The 20,387-nt window shown below is 55.0% G+C and carries 20 protein-coding genes; 17 read left to right on the top strand and 3 right to left on the bottom strand.

The annotated features are described in order from the left end of the window. The first annotated feature begins 4 nt into the window (after positions 1-4). The 5 genes from JAO32_RS10575 (at position 5) to JAO32_RS10555 (ending at position 4,208) form a co-directional block, all read left to right on the top strand. The gene (locus tag JAO32_RS10575; protein ID WP_334240089.1) at positions 5-580 is read left to right on the top strand and encodes a GNAT family N-acetyltransferase; all 576 of its coding nucleotides are present in this window, start codon (positions 5-7) and stop codon (positions 578-580) included. Positions 581-586: 6 nt separating this feature from the next. Then, positions 587-1,210, top strand: a complete 624-nt coding sequence (gene ilvN / locus JAO32_RS10570; protein ID WP_334240087.1) for an acetolactate synthase small subunit — start codon at positions 587-589, stop codon at positions 1,208-1,210. 88 nt (positions 1,211-1,298) lie between these two features. Further along, positions 1,299-2,321: a ketol-acid reductoisomerase gene (ilvC, locus tag JAO32_RS10565; RefSeq protein ID WP_334240085.1), complete on the top strand. Its 1,023-nt coding sequence runs from the start codon at positions 1,299-1,301 to the stop codon at positions 2,319-2,321. Between the two features lie 149 nt (positions 2,322-2,470). Then, positions 2,471-3,109 carry an NAD(P)-dependent oxidoreductase gene (locus tag JAO32_RS10560; RefSeq protein ID WP_334240083.1) on the top strand — a complete coding sequence of 213 codons (639 nt, stop codon included), beginning with the start codon at positions 2,471-2,473 and terminating at the stop codon, positions 3,107-3,109. Positions 3,110-3,188: 79 nt separating this feature from the next. Beyond that, complete coding sequence (locus JAO32_RS10555; RefSeq protein ID WP_334240081.1) at positions 3,189-4,208, top strand: zinc-dependent alcohol dehydrogenase family protein; 1,020 nt, start codon at positions 3,189-3,191, stop codon at positions 4,206-4,208. A gap of 1 nt (position 4,209) precedes the next feature. On the opposite strand, the gene JAO32_RS10550 is transcribed toward JAO32_RS10555, so the two are convergent. Next, on the bottom strand, positions 4,210-5,829 hold the full coding sequence (locus tag JAO32_RS10550; RefSeq protein WP_334240079.1) for a DHA2 family efflux MFS transporter permease subunit: 1,620 nt from the start codon (positions 5,827-5,829) through the stop codon (positions 4,210-4,212). A 102-nt stretch (positions 5,830-5,931) separates the two neighbouring features. On the opposite strand from JAO32_RS10550, the gene JAO32_RS10545 reads away from it, so the two are divergent. From JAO32_RS10545 to JAO32_RS10515, 7 genes are all read left to right on the top strand, one after another. Continuing rightward, positions 5,932-6,516 carry a TetR/AcrR family transcriptional regulator gene (locus JAO32_RS10545; protein ID WP_334240077.1) on the top strand — a complete coding sequence of 195 codons (585 nt, stop codon included), beginning with the start codon at positions 5,932-5,934 and terminating at the stop codon, positions 6,514-6,516. A 143-nt stretch (positions 6,517-6,659) separates the two neighbouring features. Further along, on the top strand, positions 6,660-8,171 hold the full coding sequence (locus tag JAO32_RS10540) for a sensor histidine kinase (protein ID WP_334240074.1): 1,512 nt from the start codon (positions 6,660-6,662) through the stop codon (positions 8,169-8,171). Between the two features lie 90 nt (positions 8,172-8,261). Next, positions 8,262-9,176 (top strand): alpha/beta hydrolase, encoded by a 915-nt coding sequence (locus tag JAO32_RS10535; RefSeq protein ID WP_334240072.1) that lies wholly within the window; start codon positions 8,262-8,264, stop codon positions 9,174-9,176. A 63-nt stretch (positions 9,177-9,239) separates the two neighbouring features. Next, on the top strand, positions 9,240-9,632 hold the full coding sequence (locus JAO32_RS10530; RefSeq protein ID WP_334240069.1) for a GntR family transcriptional regulator: 393 nt from the start codon (positions 9,240-9,242) through the stop codon (positions 9,630-9,632). Then, positions 9,629-9,775 (top strand): hypothetical protein, encoded by a 147-nt coding sequence (locus tag JAO32_RS10525; RefSeq protein WP_334240067.1) that lies wholly within the window; start codon positions 9,629-9,631, stop codon positions 9,773-9,775. Before JAO32_RS10530 ends, JAO32_RS10525 begins: the two co-directional genes overlap by 4 nt. 14 nt (positions 9,776-9,789) lie before the next feature. After that, a complete protein-coding gene (locus tag JAO32_RS10520; RefSeq protein WP_334240065.1) occupies positions 9,790-10,539 on the top strand; it encodes an ABC transporter ATP-binding protein in 750 nt (249 codons plus the stop codon). Beyond that, a complete protein-coding gene (locus tag JAO32_RS10515; RefSeq protein ID WP_334240063.1) occupies positions 10,536-12,005 on the top strand; it encodes a hypothetical protein in 1,470 nt (489 codons plus the stop codon). Before JAO32_RS10520 ends, JAO32_RS10515 begins: the two co-directional genes overlap by 4 nt. A gap of 15 nt (positions 12,006-12,020) precedes the next feature. Here the strand turns inward: JAO32_RS10515 and JAO32_RS10510 are convergent, their stop codons facing one another. Continuing rightward, on the bottom strand, positions 12,021-12,716 hold the full coding sequence (locus JAO32_RS10510) for a CDGSH iron-sulfur domain-containing protein (RefSeq protein WP_334240061.1): 696 nt from the start codon (positions 12,714-12,716) through the stop codon (positions 12,021-12,023). 151 nt (positions 12,717-12,867) lie between these two features. Next, complete coding sequence (locus JAO32_RS10505; RefSeq protein WP_047489308.1) at positions 12,868-13,152, bottom strand: DUF427 domain-containing protein; 285 nt, start codon at positions 13,150-13,152, stop codon at positions 12,868-12,870. Positions 13,153-13,506: 354 nt separating this feature from the next. On the opposite strand from JAO32_RS10505, the gene JAO32_RS10500 reads away from it, so the two are divergent. The 5 genes from JAO32_RS10500 (at position 13,507) to JAO32_RS10480 (ending at position 20,374) form a co-directional block, all read left to right on the top strand. After that, positions 13,507-16,047 (top strand): chemotaxis protein CheA, encoded by a 2,541-nt coding sequence (locus tag JAO32_RS10500; protein ID WP_334240058.1) that lies wholly within the window; start codon positions 13,507-13,509, stop codon positions 16,045-16,047. Continuing rightward, positions 16,044-16,508, top strand: coding sequence for a chemotaxis protein CheW (locus JAO32_RS10495; RefSeq protein ID WP_334240056.1), 465 nt, complete (start codon positions 16,044-16,046; stop codon positions 16,506-16,508). Before JAO32_RS10500 ends, JAO32_RS10495 begins: the two co-directional genes overlap by 4 nt. Before the next feature lie 29 nt (positions 16,509-16,537). Then, complete coding sequence (locus tag JAO32_RS10490) at positions 16,538-18,352, top strand: methyl-accepting chemotaxis protein (RefSeq protein WP_334240054.1); 1,815 nt, start codon at positions 16,538-16,540, stop codon at positions 18,350-18,352. A 92-nt stretch (positions 18,353-18,444) separates the two neighbouring features. Further along, entirely contained in the window at positions 18,445-19,524 is a 1,080-nt protein-coding gene (gene cheB, locus JAO32_RS10485; RefSeq protein ID WP_334240052.1) for a chemotaxis-specific protein-glutamate methyltransferase CheB, read from the top strand. Beyond that, the gene (locus JAO32_RS10480) at positions 19,517-20,374 is read left to right on the top strand and encodes a CheR family methyltransferase (protein WP_334240050.1); all 858 of its coding nucleotides are present in this window, start codon (positions 19,517-19,519) and stop codon (positions 20,372-20,374) included. The genes cheB and JAO32_RS10480 overlap by 8 nt, the downstream gene beginning before the upstream one ends. The last annotated feature ends 13 nt before the right edge of the window (positions 20,375-20,387 follow it).

The following is a 20,387-nucleotide window of genomic DNA, read 5'->3' as shown; positions in this document are numbered from 1 at the left end:
CAGCGTGACCACTACTTTCCAGATTGAGACTGACCGGCTGCTGCTCCGTCCACTGGACGAAAGCGACCGCGATGACTTCGCCGCCATGAACGCCGATGCGGGCGTGATGACCTACTTCGTTTCACCGATGACACGCGAAGAGAGCGACGCAGCATTCACACGCTACGTCGCACACTTTGAACAGCATGGATTTGCCTTCCTCGCTGCGCGTGTACGTTCCACCGGCGAATTTGCAGGCATCATCGGTATGCAGGTGATGCGCTTCGCTGTACCGAATCTGCCTCAGCCTGCGGTTGAAATTGGATGGCGTCTGAACCGCGTGCAGCATGGCCGTGGCTACGCCACCGAGGGCGCACGCGCCATCGTCCGTTCGGCATTTCAAGAACATGGCCTCGCTGAAGTCGTCGCGATTACCGCCGTAGACAACAAGCCATCGCGTCATGTCATGGAGAAGCTTGACATGCATCATGACGCATCACTGGACTTCGATCACCCCAACGTTCCCAGCGGTCACGCCCTTCAGCGGCATGTTCTTTACCGCCTCGCTAACCCGCGCAACACAACCCGAGAAGAGGTTTAACGCACTATGCTTCACACCTTCATCGCACACGTTGATAACCGGCCCGGCGTCCTTACGCGCGTGGCTTCCCTGTTTCGCCGCCTGAACATCAACATTGTTTCGCTTACCGTAGGCGAGACGGAACGCGAAGATGTTTCGCGCATGACCATTGTTTGCGATGCTCCTGAAAACGCGGCCTTCCGCGTGAAGGCATCGCTGTACAAGCTGGAGATTACGCGCGATGTGGATGAAGTAGGCCGCAGCGAAGCAGTCATTCGTGAGCTTTGCCTGGTTAAGGTAGCCGCCGGCCCCAACGCGCCGCACGGTGTGCATTCACGCACGCAGATCTTCGAACTGGCACAGGTCTTCCGCGCGCGCATTGTCGATCTTGCACCGGAGAGCGTCATGCTGGAGATGACCGGCAGCGCCAGCAAGATTGAAGGACTCATCCAGGTACTGCGCGAAAGCTCGTACGAAATTCTTGAGGTAAGCCGCACCGGTCGCATGGCCATGCGTCGTGGCCATCACAGCGGCAAGGTGATGAAGGCGCTTGGCAGCAAGGCACATCAGACCGTTTTTCAGGTTAGCGATCCCGGCGAGTTGGACCCCATGGACGCGCTGCCAAATCAATTCGCGGAACACGATGTTTAAGCCATCGGAAATTCCGATAACACCATCACGCACGCGTCGCTAGCGACGACTACACTTTTAGATACACGGCAAAGGACGAATAAACATCATGGCAAAGACTTACTACGATCAGGACGCAGACCTTTCCCTTATCCAGGCGAAGAAGGTCGCCATCATTGGTTATGGCTCGCAGGGCCACGCACACGCGCTGAACCTGAAGGACAGCGGCGTGGATGTAAAGATTGGTCTTCGCGCAGGTTCCAAGGGCGCGGAGAAGGCAAAGGCTGCAGGCCTGGAAGTGCTCTCCGTGGCCGACGCTGCAAAGTGGGCTGACGTGATCATGGTTCTGGTTCCCGATCAGACCGCAGCCGCTGTGTACAAGGAAGTGGAACCGGGCCTGAGCGCAGGCAAGACGCTGATGTTTGCTCACGGCTTCAACATCCGTTTCCGTACCATCACGCCTCCTGCAGATGTTGACGTGTCGTTGGTTGCGCCGAAGTCACCAGGCCACCGCGTGCGCGAAGTATTCACCGAAGGTGGTGGTGTTCCGGGTCTCGTGGCTGTGGAGCAGGATGCCAGCGGCAATGCACTCGCACTCGCTCTGTCGTATGCCAAGGGCATTGGCTGCACCCGCGCAGGCGTTCTGCAGACCACGTTCACCGAAGAGACTGAGACCGACCTCTTCGGCGAGCAGGCTGTTCTCTGCGGCGGTACCGCTGCTCTGGTGAAGGCTGGCTTTGAAACGCTGATTGAAGCAGGCTATCAACCGGAATTGGCTTACTTTGAAGTGCTGCACGAGCTGAAGCTCATCGTCGACCTGATGTACCGCGGCGGCCTGGAGTACATGCGTTACTCTATCTCTGACACGGCAGAGTGGGGCGATTATGTAACCGGACCGCGCATTGTGACGCCGGAAGTGAAGAAGGCCATGAAGTCTGTGCTGGATGACATTCAGTCTGGCGCGTTCGCGAAGCGCTTCATTGAAGACCAGAACAGCGGTCGCAAGGAATTCGAAGCTTTCCGTCAGCAGGACCGCAACCACCCCATCGAGAAGGTCGGCGCAGAGCTCCGCAAGAGCATGCCCTTCCTGGATCCCGTGAAAGTGGAAAACGGTACGGTCGTAAAAGCATAAGCGCTTCAACTACAAGGAATAGAATGGTGGGCCGCGGGAGAATTTCTCCGCGGCCTATCTTTTGGGACTCGTAATGAATCCTTCGACATCGAAGTACATCTGATTGTTTGTAAGCGCAGAGAATGTGCTGCTGCGAAAGGAGTTTCGTCATGAAGGTTGTTCTTTACGGTGCAACAGGAAAATCCGGCAAGGTGATTTTGAAGGAGTTGGTGGATCGCGGTCACACGGTTGTTGCCGTGGCTCGCAATCCGCAAAACGTAGACAAGCAGGCGAACGTGAGCGTGGTGCAGGATGACCTGACGAACGTCGCCAAAACCGCACAGATTCTGAAGGATGCGAATGCAGATGCGGTTGTTTCCGCTCTTGGACCACCGTTGGATAACACGGACGCACTGCTGCCCATCTCTGCAAACCTGGTGGAAGCGATCAAGCAAAACAACGGACCGCGCCTGCTGGTGGTTGGTGGCGCTGGCGGATTGTTCGTGGCTCCCGGCGTAACGCTGCGTGACAGTGGCTACCTGCCCGAGGCGTGGCTTCCCATCGTGGATACGCACATCAAGCTGTACAACAGCCTGAAGAATTCCACTGGCATCACCTGGACGTACTTTGCTCCTGCGGGCTTCTTCGAGCCCGGCGAGCGTACTGGCAAGTTCCGTTTGGATACGGACAATCTCGTTGCAGACGCGCAGGGCACCAGCCGCATTTCGTTTGACGACTACGCCACCGCGCTGGTGAATGAGCTGGAAACGCCGAAACACCTGAACCAGCGTTTCACCGTCGGCTACTAAAGCAAACATCCACAACGAATCCAGGACGCCTCATCACTTTCGGTGAGGCGTCTTTCTGTCTTCACGCATCCAAGTGAACATGACTGCCACCGCACTTCGCCTGAGTGGAGACTTCTCCATTGACGCATTGACCTTTGATGACGTGACGCTGCCCGAGCCTGCACCCCATGACGTGCTGGTGAAGATACACGCGGTGTCATTGAACTATCGTGATCTGATGCTGGTGCAGGGGCGATACGACCCGCATGTGCAAAAGCCGCGGATTCCCTGCTCTGATGGCGCAGGAGAGGTGATTGCCGTTGGCTCTGCAGTCACTGCATTCCGCAAGGGCGATCGCGTGGTGGCGCCGTTCTTTCTCGATTGGATTGATGGTCCTGTAACGGCTGCAGCACCCGCTTCGGCATTGGGTGGAGCAATCGACGGCACACTGACAACGCACCAGATTTTCCCGGAACGCGCTCTCGTCGCTATTCCCGAAAAGCTAAGTTACACAGAAGCTGCCACGTTCCCATGCGCTGCAGTTACGGCATGGCATGCGTTGGTGAGCACAGCGAACATCGGTCCGCAGGATACGGTATTGCTGTTAGGCACGGGTGGCGTCAGCATCTTCGGTCTTCAGATTGCAAAGCAGCGCGGCGCACGCATCCTCATCACCAGCAGTTCCGATGACAAGCTGGGCCGAGCACTCGCTCTGGGTGCTGACCATGCGATTAACTATCGTCATCATCCTGATTGGGACAAGCAGGTACGAGATATCACCGGTAAGGTTGGCGCGACGCATGTGTTGGAAGTTGGAGGCGCAGGCACACTGCCGCTTTCACTTCGCTCCGCGGCCATCGGCGCTCAAGTGAGCGTTATTGGTGTGCTCACAGGACTGGAACAGCCTTTGAATATTGGCCAGATCCTGATGAAGACACTTCGGGTTCAGGGCATCTATGTGGGATCGCGTGCCATGCTTGCAGAGTCATTAAAGACGTTTGCGGACAACGACATCCATCCTGTAATTGACCGCACATTTGAATTTGCACGAGCAAAAGAGGCATTTCACGCACTCGAAAAGGCCGATCATTTTGGCAAGATCGTAATCACCATTCCGTAACTTAGTGCGCTCCACCTCCGCCACCGCCCACGCGGAAGTTATGGACAAGGAACAGAAGCGGTACAGCAGCCAGAGTCATAACGCCAATGAGAAAGAAGCAATCCATAAAGGCTAGTAACTGGCTCTGCGCCTGTAACTGCGCATAGATGCGTGCATACGCAGCTGAGACTGCATCCGCATGCGAGAAGCCGTGCGTCTGCAAATAAGCCGTAGTTTGTTGCACAGCATTTTGCAATGCCGCTGAAGAGCCGTTCAACCATGCACCGACGTTGCTTTGGTGCAGGTTCTCGCGGCGTTCCGCAAGCGCGGTGGCAAAAGCAATTCCGAAAGAGCCACCCCAGTTACGAAAGAAATTGGTCAGGCTAGAGGCACGATTGTTCTGGTCTGGCCTCAGCTCTGAATAAGCCAGCATGGTTAACGGCACAAAGAAGAATGCATAGCCCAGGCCCTGAAATGCGCGTGCCCATGCATAATGCGCGTAATCCGTCTGCAGAGTAAAGCTGCTGTAGTGGAGGAACGACAAGCCAACAACAGTGACCGCGCCAAACAGAAGTACGCGTGGATGAATGATGTGTCGCTGTACAAGTTGCGCACCCACAGGAGCGAGGACGGTAATCACAAACGCGCCAGGTCCTAAAACAAGTCCAGCATCAATAGCGCGGTATCCATAAAGCGATTGCAGTATTTGCGGTATCAGGGTGGTGGATGCAAATAGACCCACGCCAAACAGGAAATAGAATGCACACGCGATGGCGAAATTCCGCACCTTCAATAGACGGAAGTCAATCACCGGGTCAGTTTGCCGCAACTCCCATATCACTGCAGACCCAAGACAAAGGACCGCAGCGATTGCCATCCACACAATGAACGGTGAGCCAAACCAGTCTTCAATCTGGCCTCGGTCTAGCAGCACTTCCAGCGCAGCCGATCCAAGTCCGATAAGGGCAATCCCCACACCATCCACCTTCAGTCGTCCATCGGGTCCATGAACCGTTGCGCGTTCTGCGGCAAAGCTTTCCGGATCATGCACAAAGCGGCTGGTAAGAAAAAGCGAAAGAATCCCGATGGGGATGTTGATGAGAAAGACCCAGCGCCAGTCATAGTTGTCCGTAATCCATCCACCCAGAACTGGGCCAATGGCCGGTGCAGTGACAATGGCGACTGTATAAAGCGCAAAGGCTGATGCACGTTTCGCGGGTGGAAAGGTATCCACAAGAATGGCCTGCTCCACGGGAGCCAGCCCGCCACCTCCCACTCCCTGCAAAATACGCGCCATCAGCATGAACGGCAGGGTGGGAGCAATGCCGCACAACAGTGACGTCACAGTAAACAGTGCAACGCAGGCCATGTAATAGTTTTTGCGGCCAAAGACACGGCTAAGCCATGCCGACATGGGAAGCACGACAGCATTAGCCACCAGATAGGTCGTCAACACCCAAGTCACTTCGTCGAAACTCCGACCAAGGCCACCCGCGATATGCGGCAATGACACATTCGCAATCGACGTATCCAGCAACTCCATAAAGGTGGCCAGGGTGACGGTCAGCGCCACGACCCACGGATTTACAGCAGGCCGCTTTGCATTAGGCTGTGAAGGAACGGCCACAGCTTCGGAGTTCATTTTGAGGCATCTCCCATAAAAGACCGTACGGTCTCTTTCCTGCATCTGATGAAATAGAGGAAGAGACCGATTCGTCTTTTTTAGGAATGGCAGGAGGATCGTATGACAAAGGGTGAAGAGACGCGGCAACGCATTGTGGAGCTGGCTGCGCCTTTGTTCAATCAGCGAGGCTACGCCGGCTGTTCCGTTGCGGACATCATGGAAGCGACTGGGCTGGAAAAGGGTGGAATCTATCGGTACTTCGGATCAAAAGAAGATCTTGCAGCGGAGGCTTTCAAATTCTCTGTTGCAGAAATTCGAAAATTGCGTACGGATGATCTTGACGGCGTCCCAGGAGCAATAGGCAAGCTTCGATACATTATGGATCGTTTCGTAAGCGAACCATCTCCCATGAAAGGAGGCTGTCCGCTAATGAACACTGCCATTGATTCGGACGATGGCAATGCAGCATTGCGCGATCTGGCGCGAGATGCGTTTGCGGATTGGAGACGTCGTATGGCCGCGATTATCCGCCAGGGTATTCGCGATGGAGATATCAGCAAGTCGACTGATCCTGCTGAACTTGCGGACACGATCATCGCTTCATTAGAAGGGGCACTTATGTTGACCCGGCTGGACGGCAACAAACGGGCACTAAAGCATGTTCGACAGTCCATGGTGTTGCTGTTAACCGCACACTCAACGTGACTTGATGGCGCACCACGACTAGAACAGGGAACCTTCCCCTCGCTGCTTACGTTTCACCATTGAATCGAAAAAAGTAGCCGTTCGCCGCAATCTGCTGGTGCAACGCAGCTTATCCGATATCCTGAAGACTCAGGAGGCGAACCATGGCAACCGCCGCAGTCGCCAATCCGGCAAACGGTGCCCTTTCTGGGGATGACCTGATTTTTGCGCAGCTTGCGCCGGAGCAGCCCACCAGCGTTCCCGATCGTGTCGCGGCGCTGCGTCGTGTAAAGGCTCTGGATACTCTCAGCCACGACGATCTTGTATGGCTGGCCGAACACGGCACAGAACGCAAAGCCTACGATGGCACGCTCATCTTCCACGGCGGCGCTCCGGTTCACCACATGACCATCCTTCTGCAGGGTGAGGTGCATGTGCGCCGTGCCAGCGGCCCTGTGGCATTCTTCATTGGCCGCAGTGGCGCCGTCACTGGCAAGCTCCCCTTCAGCCGCATGAAGAGCTACGGCGGCGACGGCTATGCTGCTGGCGAAGTATGGACACTGGATTTTGAAGAGAGCTCTTTCCCGGAAATGCTGCAAGCTGTTCCGGGACTCACGCAGATCGTGGTTTCCACTCTGCTGGATCGCACACGCGAAGTCACGCGCATGGAACAACAGGCGGAGAAGCTGAATGCGCTCGGCAAGCTGGCTGCGAATCTGTCGCACGAACTGAACAACCCTGCTTCTGCAGCTCGGTCCGCCGCAAACAATCTGTGGACGGAACTACGCAACTACGGCTACCAGAAGTTTCGGCTCGGCGCGCTTTGTATTGGTGGCGATACCAAGACTGCATACAACGAGTGGATCGCGTCCATGCAGCATCTGCTGCAACCCGATGGACGTCCGCAGCGGTCGGATGCAGTGGATGTTGCTGCGCGCGAAGATGTTCTCCTGCGCTGGATGGAAGCGCACCAGATAGAAGACGCATGGCGTATTGCTCCTGTGATTGCCGAAACGATCATTGAGACATCGCATTTGGACGCACTTGCAAATGTGCTTCAGGGAGAAGCTCTTACCGTTGCATTGGCGTCGTTTGCTTCTGGCATGAATGCTGAGCGCATGACGGATGCGGTCATCGACTCAACGCGCCGCATCTTTGAACTCATCACCGCGATCCGCGGCTATTCCTATATGGATCAGGCTCCCATCCAGGAGATTGATCTGCGGGAAGCGCTGGACAACACACTGGCCATGCTCAATTCGCGCCTGGGTTCCGTGGAAGTAGATCGTTGCTATGGTGAAGAAGTCCCGCAAATCCTGGCCTACGGTGGCGAGTTGAATCAAGTGTGGACTGCACTGATTGAAAACGCACTGGACGCTATGGCGCTGTGCGAAAGAGCATACGCGCCTAAGTTGACGCTCCGTACATCGCTTAGCGGCAGCACGGTACTTGTCGAAGTCTGTGACAATGGCCCCGGCATTGATCCGGAAATCCGCTCGCGCATCTTCGAGCCTTTCTTCACGACAAAGGGCATCGGACAGGCGCTTGGACTTGGGCTGGATACAGCAAACCGTGTTGTAACCAAGCACAAAGGTCAACTCAGCGTGCTGCATAGTAAGCCCGGTGATACCTGCATCCAGGTGCGTCTGCCCATTGAGCAGACCGGCGCCTATTAAACTTCCTTCAAACTTTCCCATCTCTGCTATACCCTTCCGGTGATCTCGCAGGTGGCCTAACGCCGCTGCGAAATTACCGGAGAGTTAGTCATGCGTCTTGCACGTTGGGTTTGTGCCGTTTCACTGTTCACGTTCTTGCCTTGTGCAGCATTCAGTCAACAGCACACACTTCCGCTGTGGCCCAATGGCAACCCTGAACCTTCAACGATCACTGGCCCCGAGACGGATCCCACCACTGACTCCAATCGCATCGTCTCCGGCAAGGTAACGGTTCGGATCACGAATGTGAGTAAGCCGACACTCTCCGTATATTTCCCACCAAAGGAAAAGAACACTGGGGCCGCAGCGTTAGTATTTCCCGGCGGAGCTTACATACGGCTCGCATGGAATCTGGAAGGAACAGAAGTTTGTGATTGGTTGAACTCCATCGGCATGACGTGCCTGCTGGTGAAGTATCGCGTGCCGGAGACAGGCCACTACCCGGACAATGTAGAAGACCTGGAAGACGCGCAACAAGCCATGCGCATCGCGCGTGCTCACGCTGTGGAATGGGCCATTGATCCGCAGCGGATTGGAGCGATTGGATTTTCCGCAGGAGCACATCTTGCCGCAGCACTTAGCACCCATTCGGATTTCCAGGGAAAGAACGTTCCACCATCCACGGCAGACGCCAAACCCAACTGGCAGATGCTGCTGTATCCAGGTTGGCTGAACGGTGCTGATGGCAAGGTAAATCCCACGGTAAAACCAGTGGCCGATACACCTCCAACGTTTCTGGTGATGGCAGAAGATGATTACACCGCACACGTCGAAAACGCTCTGGTGTATTTTCAAGCACTGAAGGACGTGAAGGTTCCCGCAGAACTGCATCTGTTTACGCAGGGCGGGCACGGATTTGGCTTGCGTCCAACAGCACTTCCCATCTCACGTTGGCCCACACTGGCGGAAGCGTGGCTGCATACCATCCACATTCTCGGCACACCCGGTCCAGTTCCTCGCCCATAACGCTGCGTCGCTTGCAAAATAAACTCTTGTCATGCACGGTGTACTAGTTGTACTAATACACGCGTGACACCGTTTCGCGTACGCTTGCAGCCCGGCCAGCCCATCCATGAGCAAGTGGTTTATGCTGCAACGCGCGCGATTGTGGCAGGGCAACTTCGCCCCGGCGACCTATTCCCTTCCGTGCGTGCGCTTTCCCGCGATCTTTCTATCAATCCCAATACTGCTCACAAAGTCATCAGCCAGTTGATTGCCGATGGCCTGCTACAGGCTGTGCCGGGTATCGGAACGGTCGTCGCAGAGCCTCCGCGCTCAACTGCTTCACAACGCACGGACTTGCTAGGCAAGCAGATGGAAGAGCTTGTGGTGGAAGCCAAGCGTTTGTCTATTCCGCTGGAAGATGTAACCGCTGCACTGGAAAAACACTGGAACCGACTCTTTTCCGGAGATACCGAATGACATCGGATGCCGCTATTCAGACACACCAACTCACCATGCGCTTTGGTAATCACACTGCGCTTGCTCCTCTGAATCTGACCGTCCCGCGAGGATCGGTATATGCGCTGGCAGGCCACAACGGCGCAGGAAAACCACTCTACTGAAGGTTCTGCTGAACATGTTGCGCCCGACCAGTGGCACGGCAACTCTGCTTGGGACACCCAGTACACAACTGGACAGCACGATGTTCACGCGTGTGGGCTACGTGGCCGAAGGACAGGAGATGCCGGACTGGATGACCGTGCGCGGTTTCATGGATTACCTGCGTCCTTTCTATCCCACATGGGAAGAAGGATCGCTGCTACGCGATCTTGATTTGCCGGACGATCGCCGCATCCGTGAGCTTTCACGCGGTATGCGTATGAAGCTGGCGCTGGCCAGCGTGCTTGCCTTTCGCCCCGAACTTATCCTGATGGATGAACCCTTCTCCGGGCTTGATCCGCTAGTGCGTGACGAACTAACACGCACACTGATTGATCGGCTTGCTACAGAAGATGGAACACCGCCAACCGTGTTGATCTCCACGCATGACCTTGCCGAGATTGAACCCTTTGCCACGCATGCAGCGATGCTGCATAACGGCCAACTGATGTTCGCAGAGCCTTTGGATGTGCTGCTGGATCGCTTCCGCGAGATCACCGTCACACTTGCCGACAGCACGCAGATAGCGCGCACATTCCCGCGGGATTGGATGTGCCCGGAAAGCTCTGGCGCAGTGGTGCGGTTCGTTCATGCCAACGGAAGTTCTGAATCACTGCCGCAAGAGATTCGCAGCGCATTGCCCTCCACGCAGTCGATTGAATCCACATCCATCGGACTGCGTGAGATCTTTCTGGCTGTAACCCGCACACAACGGAGCGCCGCATGACACAGGCACTGCACATCTTTCGCAAAGACCTTCGCCATCAGAGAGTTGATCTTGCAATCTACGCTGGTTTGCTTGTTCTGACGGGGCTTCTGGTGCCTACTGGTTGGCCCGGGCACCATTCCTGGTCCACCAACGACATGTTGCCGTTGGTGCACACGTTATTGCAGATAGCTATACCCGTCTTCTGGCTGGTGATGATTGCGCGACTTGTCCACGAAGAGGCAATCGTAGGTGACAAGCAGTTCTGGACAACGAGACCTTATCGCTGGAACAGTTTGCTTGGTGCCAAGCTGCTGTTTGTATTGGTGTGCATTGCGCTACCCCACTTCGTGATGCAGTGGTGTTTAGCCTTCTACGCAGGCGTATCGCCGTTTCAATCTGGATTTCCGTGGTCGGCAACAATGCATTTACTCATCGTGTGGATTCCGATGTTCCTGTTTGCATGTATTACCTCTACGCTTGTCTCTACTTTTTTCACCACATTAGGAAGTGTTGTGATCTGGCTGGTGATGCTGGCACTCGTCATCGGTAGAAATGGTCCTGAAGCCGATGCTCCTTATGCACGACTGATCTTCAGTGTTCTCTTTGCCGGCATCTTCGCATTCCTGCTGGTGTTGCTGTATCGCACACGGTCATACCAGTTGGGCCGCATCCTGATGGGATCCTCAGCAGTACTGTTTCTGCTGATGATCTTCTTCGTATCGAAGATGTCTCCCGCATCGCTTGGTACGCTACTGCTAAAGGCACGTTACCGCGAAGGCGCTGCACCACAGCTTCACCTGCATTACGTTCCGGGACTGTTTTCGGGACATAACAACCAGAACAGCTCCTGGCTGCTTGCGATGTCTGTTCCGATTGAACTTCTTGGTTTGCCGAATGGAAATCGGCTGCACAATGCGGCGATGCAGTATCACCTGGAGGCGGGTAGGTATCGGTATACCTCACCGTGGCGTCCCACCGCGCTTACGCCGGAAGGCATGACGTTCCGTGTACCGACGGAGGTGATGGAGCATGCGGGTCATGCAGATGCTCACCTTACAGTCTCTCTGGCTGCCGAGGAGATCGCTCCCGGTACGTCCCAGACCACTGCTATCCGCGATCTCTTCGCCATTCCCGGCGGCGGTAGCTGTGATGCCATCAATCCGCCCCACGAAGGCCGCTCTGCCAGAACGAGTGTCGTCTGCCATTTTGCCTACTCGGTTCCCTATCCGATCGAGATTGACGCCACGATGGCGTCTGGTTGCCCCATACCCAAGGTACCGATGCAGATCCCGACCTATGACGGAGGCACAGGCTTCGATCCGTTGACGCACTGGCCTGTGAATTTCGGCCCGCGCGGCATCACCGGAGCGACCAGAGACTGCATAGTGCAGTCGCTCACCACGACGGTCTATCGCCCGGTAACGCGCTTCCGCACTTCGCTGGATATTCCATCCATTCGGCTCGCTGACTATCTCGGCCACTGAGGATGACCAACGCGTTTACGAATCCTGGAATTTGATCGCCGCATGCGTGCCATCGCAGAACGGTTTGTTCTTGGACTCACCGCAACGACAGAGCGTGACGCGATTGCGCACCTCATACTCAAATCCATCTGCAGAGGTCACCTGTATTCCTCCGCGCAGCCAGAGTGGCCCACTGCATTTCTGTTCCGGATCTTCGACCAGACCTATCGATATTGGCAACGCATGTTCGACAGGTTGGCCTGTGGCTTTGTCCCAGGCGACGAGGCGTCCTGAAGGGCAGTTATTCACCTGGCGGATGAACAACTCCTTGATGTGAGGATGATCGGTTCGTTCGACCTGGTTCCAGACCTGACCGTTTGGATCGCAGAAACGGGCAAATGCGCATTGGCTTTCTGCATCGGTGAGTTGAAGCACTGGACCATCCAGCACCTGCGCCTGATCGAGATAGGCTTCACGGCTTGCAGTTTCCGTCCCTTTAAATTTGACCTTTGCATGTGTGCCATCACAGAAGGGTTTTGATCCCGAGTGGCCGCACCGACACAGCGCATACGTCTCATGATGTGGAATAGCCTCGCCTTCCCGCCACTCCTCAGAACCGCCCTTAGCATCTGTGATGATGGTCTGTTTGCTGAGAGGAATGTCGCCTGTGACGATGTATGGACCGTTTTCAGAGACAGTGACGCTTACCTTACTCTTCGCCGTCGAAGTCATGGATCGGCTCCCTATGGATTTTCCTGACGTGGATCGTTGCTGAAACGTGTGCGCACGACAGCCTTCCGTGGCATCAATATATTCTCGAATGGCCTGAAAAGCACAAAGGCGGCCCTCAGGCCGCCTTTGCTAATAGCAAAATGCTCCGATGCTACTTGGAGACTTCTACACCGCGCCAGAAGGCGATGTGGTGTTTTACCTGACGTGCTGCCGGCTTGGGATCGGGGTAATACCAGGCCGCGTCGGGATTCTCTTGACCGTCGACCAGCAGCGTAAAGTAACGCGCCTGGCCCTTCCACGGGCACGAAGATGAAGTGGAGCTGGGGCGGAGAAACTCGCGCTTAACCGTCTCCTCAGGGAAGTAAACGTTGCCTTCTACGGTTTCGAAGCTTTCGCTTTCGGCCACCGTCTGGCCATTCCAAATTGCCTTTGCCATTGCTGACTTTCTCTCCAAAGAAATCGATCAGGTCAAACTCAAACAGGAACCCGTCGGGATGCGCAGCACAGCCCATAGTTCGGGCCTTGTACTAAGGTAACAGCCTGTGGATTAGATGGAAAGCGGCCACATCAGGATTCAGCCCCGGGCGCCCACCTCTAGTTCATCTAAACCATTATTTATAAACAGTTTAGATAAACCATTTCGAGTCTGCATCCCAAGCCGGTGAAAGACCAAGTGAATGCGTTTACCTAAAACGAGATCAGCTGCAAGGATTAATTCTGTCCGTGCTTCATACAATCCACGATTCCGCCGATAGGGAGGAGGTAGTCAGTGAACTAAGCCGGAGCAACCGTGGAATTGGAAGAAGAGGTACGAGAATTTCTCATCGAATGCGCTGAAGGCCTCGTCCATCTGGATCAGGAGATTGTGCAGCTCGAACAATCACCTGACGACAAAGCTCTCGTCGCCAGCGTTTTTCGCACCTTCCACACCATCAAGGGAACGTGCGGATTTTTCGGCTTCATGACGCTGAGCGCGATCACGCACGTGGCCGAAAACATTCTGGATCAGGTGCGGTCCGATCAGCGTCCGCTCAATGCCACGCTTACAGGTCTTCTACTGGAAAGCGTTGACGCAATTAAGGCAATCATCAACTCCATTGAGACCACTGCAACTGAGGGTCCACTCGATTACGCTGACCTTCGCGCACGCCTTGAATTTGCATTGCATGACATGGCTCTTATCGCCGCGGCGCCTCTACCGGAAACCACGTTGCCGTGTACACCAACATCAACCACAGATACGGTTGTGGCCGCGCCTGTGCCACCTCCAGCCCCTGCTGCAGAAGATACCGAGGCACACAATCGCGCAGCCTGTGTTGACACCACCATTCGTGTAGATGTTGGCCTGCTGGATAAGCTGATGAACCTTGTCGGTGAGTTGGTGCTTTCGCGCAATCAACTGCTGCAGGGGACATCACAACAGGACACATCGCTGCTGCGCACAGTGCAACGCTTGAACGTCATCACCAGCGAATTGCAGGAAGGCGTTCTGAAGACGCGTATGCAGCCGATCGGCGTCGTCTGGAACAAACTTCCACGTGTGATCCGCGACCTGGCTACAGAGTGTGGCAAGAAGATTCATCTTGAGATGCAAGGGGCCGAGACGGAGCTCGACAAGACCATCATTGAGGCCATCAAAGACCCACTCACGCACGTTGTTCGCAACGCCTGCGACCACGGCGTGGAAACACCAGAGGCACGTCTGGCTGCGGGCAAGCCTGCAGTCGGCGAAGTACTTCTTCGTGCTTTCCATGAAGGTGGACATGTTCACATCGAGATCACTGACGATGGACGCGGCCTTGATCCGGAAAAGCTGAAGCTGCGCGCCCTCGCCAAAGGTTTGATCCGTCAGGATCAAGCAGAGCAGATGGATGAGCGCGAAGCCATTCAACTTGTTTTCTTACCGGGCTTCTCCACGGCCGAGCAAGTCACCAGCATCTCAGGCCGCGGCGTTGGTATGGACGTCGTGAAGACCAACATTGAAAAGATCGGCGGCATAGTCGACATTGCCAATCGCACAGGCATGCAGGGTTCCACGGTCCGCATTAAGATTCCTCTCACGCTCGCCATCATTCCTGGCCTGATCATTCACGCACAGTCTGCAGGAGAAGAACACCGCTTCGTCATTCCACAGGCAAACCTCTTGGAACTGGTTCGTCTGGAGCAGGATGCAGGCCGTACCGGGATTGAGTATGTCCACGGAACACCGGTCTTCCGTCGTCGTGGACAACTGCTGCCGCTTACTTATCTCAATCGCGTTCTTTGCCTTGAGGGCGAAGAATTTCCTACAACGCCTGTGATCAACATCGTTGTGGTGCAGGCAGAAGAACGACCCTTTGGCATTGTGGTGGATGGCATCTTCGACACGCAGGAGATCGTCGTCAAAGCGCTCGGTCGTCGTTTGAAGGGCCTCACCTCATACCTGGGCGCAACCATCATGGGCGATGGCCGTGTTGCTCTCATCCTTGATATCCCTGGTCTTGCCCGCTTGAGCGGCATGGCATCACAGGGCCGCGACACACGGCGATTGGACAACACTACAAAGAAGAGTGGTGAGGATCCGCAAAGCTTCCTCGTGTTTAGCGCAGGCAACTATAAACGTGTTGCAGTCCCCCTCGCACTCGTCTCACGTCTGGAGCAAATCGAGTCTTCACGTATCGAGCATGCGTCTGGTCGTTCCGTGATGCACTATCGCGGACAGATCCTTCCATTGCTGCACCTCGCATCACTATTGAATGACCAACACGCTTCAGAGAGTATGCCGGATGCAAACGCACAACTCATCGTGGTTGGCGAAGGTGTGAGGCAGACAGGCGTCATCGTCGATCACATCATCGACATCGTCGAAGAAAGCGTAACTTTCCGCAGGCGTAGTGAGCATACCTGCCTTTTGGGTTCAGCAATTGTTGGTGGATCGATCACAGACATTTTGGATGTGGCCGCCATGCTTACGATGGCATCCGACAGTACTCAAGTCACCGAAGCCAGGACAGTGTTAGTCATTGGCGAGTTCGCGTCCTGCACCTCAATGCATCGCAGCTTTCTTGAGATGAGTGGTATCCGCGTTTGCGAGGCCCATTCGTTCGAGCAAGCGCTTGCACTTGCAGAAATATGTGAACCGGCAGCAGCACTCCTCGTTTCAAACAACATGCCGGATAACTCCACCCGTTTTATCACTGTTGCTCGTAACGGCGGCATAGCGTTGATTTCCATTGCAGACAAACATACCCTCCCCTCAGATCACTTTGACGCCAACTTCAGCATGAATCAACGCGAGGAACTTCTTCACTTCCTGACAACGATGCCGGTAGCGGCAGGGAGTAAACAATGAACATCACCCAAGAGCGCCGTAAGGTTCGCGGAGAATCCGTACAGTTCGCAACCTTTCATGTTGAGAATCTCTTCTTCGGTATCGAAGCCGTTCGCGTGCAGGAGGTACTTCGCTACCAGGAGATGACGCCGATCCCTCTTGCTCCCAAGGCAATTCGCGGTCTCATCAACCTTCGCGGCCAGACCGTCGCAGCCGTCGACACGCGATGCACATTGGGTCTGCCTCCGCATCCTGGGCCTGGCGGGCCGATGAACATCATCATCCAGACGGACGACGGTCCAATCAGTCTGCTCGTCGACAGCATTGGCGATGTTCTTGAAGTTCCTTTGAATTCCTATGCACCTGTGCCCGATAACGTTCCAGCACATCAGCGCGAGCTGATTGCTGGAGTGTATCGACTGAAGGACCGCCTCATGCACCTGCTGCGCGCGGAACGTTTTTTAGAAGTCGCCTGTCATTAACTTTCTTACTCAATTCACGGAGATCCATCATGGCAACAGCAAGCCGCATAACCGATATCGCCGGAAATTCTCCGGTGCCTGTACGCAAACCCTCAACCACGCAAAAGGCAGAGAAGAACGCAAATCTACAGGATGCCTTTGATGCCATTGGTCGCTCACAAGCCGTCGTGGAATTTGGTCTGGACGGCATTGTGCAGATGGCGAATCCCAACTTTCTCTTCTGGACGGGCTATCGCCTTGATGAGATTGTCGGCAAACATCACAGCATGTTCGTTGATCCTGCAGAAGCACAGGGCCACGAGTATCGCGGCATGTGGGCTGCGCTGAACCGCGGCGAAACGCAGACATCCATCTTCCGCCGCTTTGGCAAGCAAGGGCAGGAGTTCTGGCTGCAAGGTTGTTACATGCCGATTCTGGATAGCAACGGGCTGCCGTACAAAGTGATGAAGGTTGCCCTGGATATTACAGAAGCCATGCGTCGCAATACCAATTACCGTGGCCAGGTAGAAGCTGTGAGTCGCACGCAGGCAGTCATTGAGTTTCAGTTGGATGGAACCATCATCACGGCAAATGACAACTTCCTGAACACGATGGGCTACACGCTGTCTGAAATCAAAGACCATCACCACAGCATGTTCATGGGCAAGGATGCAAAGAATAGCGCGGCATATCGTGAATTTTGGGCAGCACTTGCGCGTGGCGAGTATCAGAGCGGTGAGTACCAGCGCTTTGGCAAGGGCGAACGTGAAGTATGGATCTATGGATCGTACAATCCGATCTTCGATGCGAATGGTCGGCCTGAGCGTGTGGTGAAGTTCGCTACGGAAGTCACTGCAACAGTACTTGCACGTAAAGAACACGAAGCTCACCAGGAGGCTGAGCGGCAGCGCGGTATTGAGCTTGAAGCAAAGGTGCGCGAGATACTGCATGTGGTGCAGATGGCGCGAGATGGAAACCTTACGGGCGTGATCGCCGTAGAGGGCACAGATGCCATTGGCCAGATGGGCGCCACGCTGCGTGACTTCTTCTCTGATCTCCGAGATCGCATTCAGGCCATTGCTCGTGCAGCAGGTTCTCTCAGCTCCTCGTCAGAAGAGCTTTCCGTCATCAGTCAGCAGATGGCAAGCAATGCGGAAGAAACAGCGACACAAGCATCGGTCGTATCTACTGCCAGCGACGAAGTCTCACGCAACGTTACCGTCGTCGCTGCTGGGAGCGAGGAGATGCAGGCCTCCATCCGCGAAATTTCGAAGAGCGCAAATGAAAGTGCTCGTGTTGCGCACACCGCTGTCACAGCAGCGAATGCAACAAACCAAACCATCCAGAAGCTAGGTCAGTCCAGCATTGAGATCGGTAAGGTCGTCAAAGTCATCACATCCATCGCACAACAGACCAACCTGTTGGCGTTGAATGCCACCATTGAAGCTGCTCGTGCTGGCGAAGCAGGCAAGGGTTTTGCCGTTGTCGCCAACGAGGTGAAGGAACTGGCGAAGGAAACCGCGAAGGCTACGGAGGAAATTGGCCAGAAGATCGAAGCTATCCAGTGCGATACGAATAGCGCTGTTCATGCGATTGAAGAGATCACGCAGATCATTAATCAAATTAACGATGTCTCCAGCACCATTGCCTCCGCAGTGGAAGAGCAGACCGCAACCACCAACGAAATTGGCCGCAGCGTGAATGATGCTTCGCGTGGTGTCAGCGAGATTGCAGTGAACATCGCAGGCGTCGCTTCGGCCGCTCAAGGCACAACCGCTGGTGCCGCTGGAACGCAGACCGCCGCCAAGTCACTTCACAACATGGCTAGCGAACTGCAGAACCTCGTCTCCCGATTCACGCTATAGCTGCATTGCCGACGTGGAAAATCTTCCACGTCGGCTCCCCCTCGACCTCACAGCTGGAAAGGGCATGACCGGTGATCGCAGAACCTATCGCCATGCGAAAGCAAAACTCAACAGATAAGATCAGCATTCTTATCGTCGACGACTCAGTGGTTGTTCGACGGATACTGATACGCGCGCTTGAAGAAGAGTTCACAATCTGCGGCCATGCAGCTTCCGCCGAGATCGCGATTGAGAAGATCGCGCAGCTTTCCCCGGATCTGCTGATACTCGACATCCACATGCCTGGCATGAGTGGCCTACAGTTGCTGCCGATTCTGCGCGAGCGATATCCCCGCCTGCGTGTCATCCTCTTCAGCAGGTCATCACCTGAGTCCATCAGTGGATGTATCGATGCGCTGGTTCATGGTGCTACAGATTTCCTCATGAAGCCTTCCGATGACGTCTCGTTGTCGGACTCCATTGAGTCGATCCATGAACAGCTTTGCGAAAAGATTCGTCTGCTCTTTCCTGGCCGTAGCTTGAAGCCAGCAACAGAATCGAATCGCTCGTTCATGTCACCTACTTCACTGCTGAAGCGCCCGCAGCGAGATCGAGAAGTGCTTGCTATCGGTGTCTCAACCGGCGGTCCCACTGCGCTTACAACTGTGCTGCAGCAACTCCCGCATAACTATCCTCTGCCTATCGTCATCGTGCAACACATGCCACCCGTCTTCACACATCTGCTTGCCACCCGCATCCGTTCGGTCACTGGAATGGACATTGTCGAAGCAGAAGAAGGCATGAAAGTAACACCAGGCAAGGCCTTCCTTGCGCCCGGAAACTTTCATATGCGCGTGGTTCGCGATAGCGACGGAGCATACATTTCTCTCAACCAGGGTCCGATGGAATGCTCGTGCAGGCCAGCGGTCGATGTTCTCTTCCGATCAGTTGCAGAGGTCTATGGTGGCGCAACCATCGCAACAATACTCACGGGCATGGGCCAGGACGGACTACGTGGGGTGCAGGAACTACATCGTCTTGGCGCGCACGTCATCGTGCAAGATGAAGCATCCAGCGTGGTGTGGGGCATGCCGGGAGCGGTCGCACAAGCACAGCTAGCCCACGAAGTCTTAGACGTTAACTCGATCGCCGATGCAATTCAGCGCCAATCAGGGAGGAGACAAAATGCCTGACACACTCCGTAGTTCCCATACTCAAGATGGCGCAATTTCAGTGCAGAGCTATACCTTCCTGCAACGATGGATTCATCGCGAGTCCGGCATCCTGCTCGATGAAAGCAAAGGCTATCTGCTGAAGTCGAGACTCACACCCATCGTGGAACGCGAGGCGCTCAGTGGCTTCGATGAACTCTGCACGAAGCTTGCGCAAGGAACTCCCGGCTATTCCCGCCAGGTGATTGAAGCCATGACAACGCATGAGACGTTGTTTTTTCGAGATCATGCGCCCTTCGAAGCACTGCGCAGCAAAGTCCTGCCACAACTTTTCGCCGGATTGCCACGCGGCCAGAAGTTGCAGATATGGTCTGCAGCAGCATCTTCAGGCCAAGAGGTATACAGCATTGCCATGCTGTTGCTGGAGATGGGTGTGACGAGTCATGAAGTATCGATTCTTGGCACTGATCTGTCAGACAAAGTGCTGACACGCGCACGCAGTGGCATCTACGGCAACTTTGAGGTTAACCGCGGTCTTCCACCCAACTATCTTCAGCGCTACTTTCAACCTGTAGGCAACGAGTGGCGGGTATGCGATGCCGTACGCCAGATGGTTCGCTTTGAACAAATGGATCTGCGCCAAAACCTCCGCAACCATGGCCCGTTTGATGTGATCTTCTGTCGCAATGTCCTCATCTACTTCGATCAACAAACAAAGGATCGCGTCATAGATGACCTCCATCGCTCACTCACGCGTCGCGGATATCTCTTCCTGGGAGCGGCTGAGAATGTTGGCCAGCATCGTGCTTTTCGACGCGTTCAATTTGGTGATGCCATCGCTTATGAAGCCGATAAAGAAAACGGAGCTTAACACTCACGCATCA

It is taken from the genome of Terriglobus sp. ADX1, from assembly GCF_036877645.1.
Classification (GTDB): domain Bacteria; phylum Acidobacteriota; class Terriglobia; order Terriglobales; family Acidobacteriaceae; genus Terriglobus.
The sequence above is the reverse complement of the archived record's forward strand: the minus strand, read 5'-3'. Positions and strand labels throughout refer to the sequence as shown.

Bases quoted from the DNA above. Each gene is read 5' to 3' on its own strand.
- ilvN (WP_334240087.1), top strand. From the start codon at position 587: ATGCTTCACACCTTCATCGCACACGTTGATAACCGGCCCGGCGTCCTT.
- ilvC (WP_334240085.1), top strand. From the start codon at position 1,299: ATGGCAAAGACTTACTACGATCAGGACGCAGACCTTTCCCTTATCCAG.
- JAO32_RS10560 (WP_334240083.1), top strand. From the start codon at position 2,471: ATGAAGGTTGTTCTTTACGGTGCAACAGGAAAATCCGGCAAGGTGATT.
- JAO32_RS10555 (WP_334240081.1), top strand. From the start codon at position 3,189: ATGACTGCCACCGCACTTCGCCTGAGTGGAGACTTCTCCATTGACGCA.
- JAO32_RS10550 (WP_334240079.1), bottom strand. From the start codon at position 5,829: ATGAACTCCGAAGCTGTGGCCGTTCCTTCACAGCCTAATGCAAAGCGG.
- JAO32_RS10545 (WP_334240077.1), top strand. From the start codon at position 5,932: ATGACAAAGGGTGAAGAGACGCGGCAACGCATTGTGGAGCTGGCTGCG.
- JAO32_RS10540 (WP_334240074.1), top strand. From the start codon at position 6,660: ATGGCAACCGCCGCAGTCGCCAATCCGGCAAACGGTGCCCTTTCTGGG.
- JAO32_RS10535 (WP_334240072.1), top strand. From the start codon at position 8,262: ATGCGTCTTGCACGTTGGGTTTGTGCCGTTTCACTGTTCACGTTCTTG.
- JAO32_RS10525 (WP_334240067.1), top strand. From the start codon at position 9,629: ATGACATCGGATGCCGCTATTCAGACACACCAACTCACCATGCGCTTT.
- JAO32_RS10520 (WP_334240065.1), top strand. From the start codon at position 9,790: ATGTTGCGCCCGACCAGTGGCACGGCAACTCTGCTTGGGACACCCAGT.
- JAO32_RS10515 (WP_334240063.1), top strand. From the start codon at position 10,536: ATGACACAGGCACTGCACATCTTTCGCAAAGACCTTCGCCATCAGAGA.
- JAO32_RS10510 (WP_334240061.1), bottom strand. From the start codon at position 12,716: ATGACTTCGACGGCGAAGAGTAAGGTAAGCGTCACTGTCTCTGAAAAC.
- JAO32_RS10505 (WP_047489308.1), bottom strand. From the start codon at position 13,152: ATGGCAAAGGCAATTTGGAATGGCCAGACGGTGGCCGAAAGCGAAAGC.
- JAO32_RS10495 (WP_334240056.1), top strand. From the start codon at position 16,044: ATGAACATCACCCAAGAGCGCCGTAAGGTTCGCGGAGAATCCGTACAG.
- JAO32_RS10490 (WP_334240054.1), top strand. From the start codon at position 16,538: ATGGCAACAGCAAGCCGCATAACCGATATCGCCGGAAATTCTCCGGTG.
- cheB (WP_334240052.1), top strand. From the start codon at position 18,445: ATGCGAAAGCAAAACTCAACAGATAAGATCAGCATTCTTATCGTCGAC.
- JAO32_RS10480 (WP_334240050.1), top strand. From the start codon at position 19,517: ATGCCTGACACACTCCGTAGTTCCCATACTCAAGATGGCGCAATTTCA.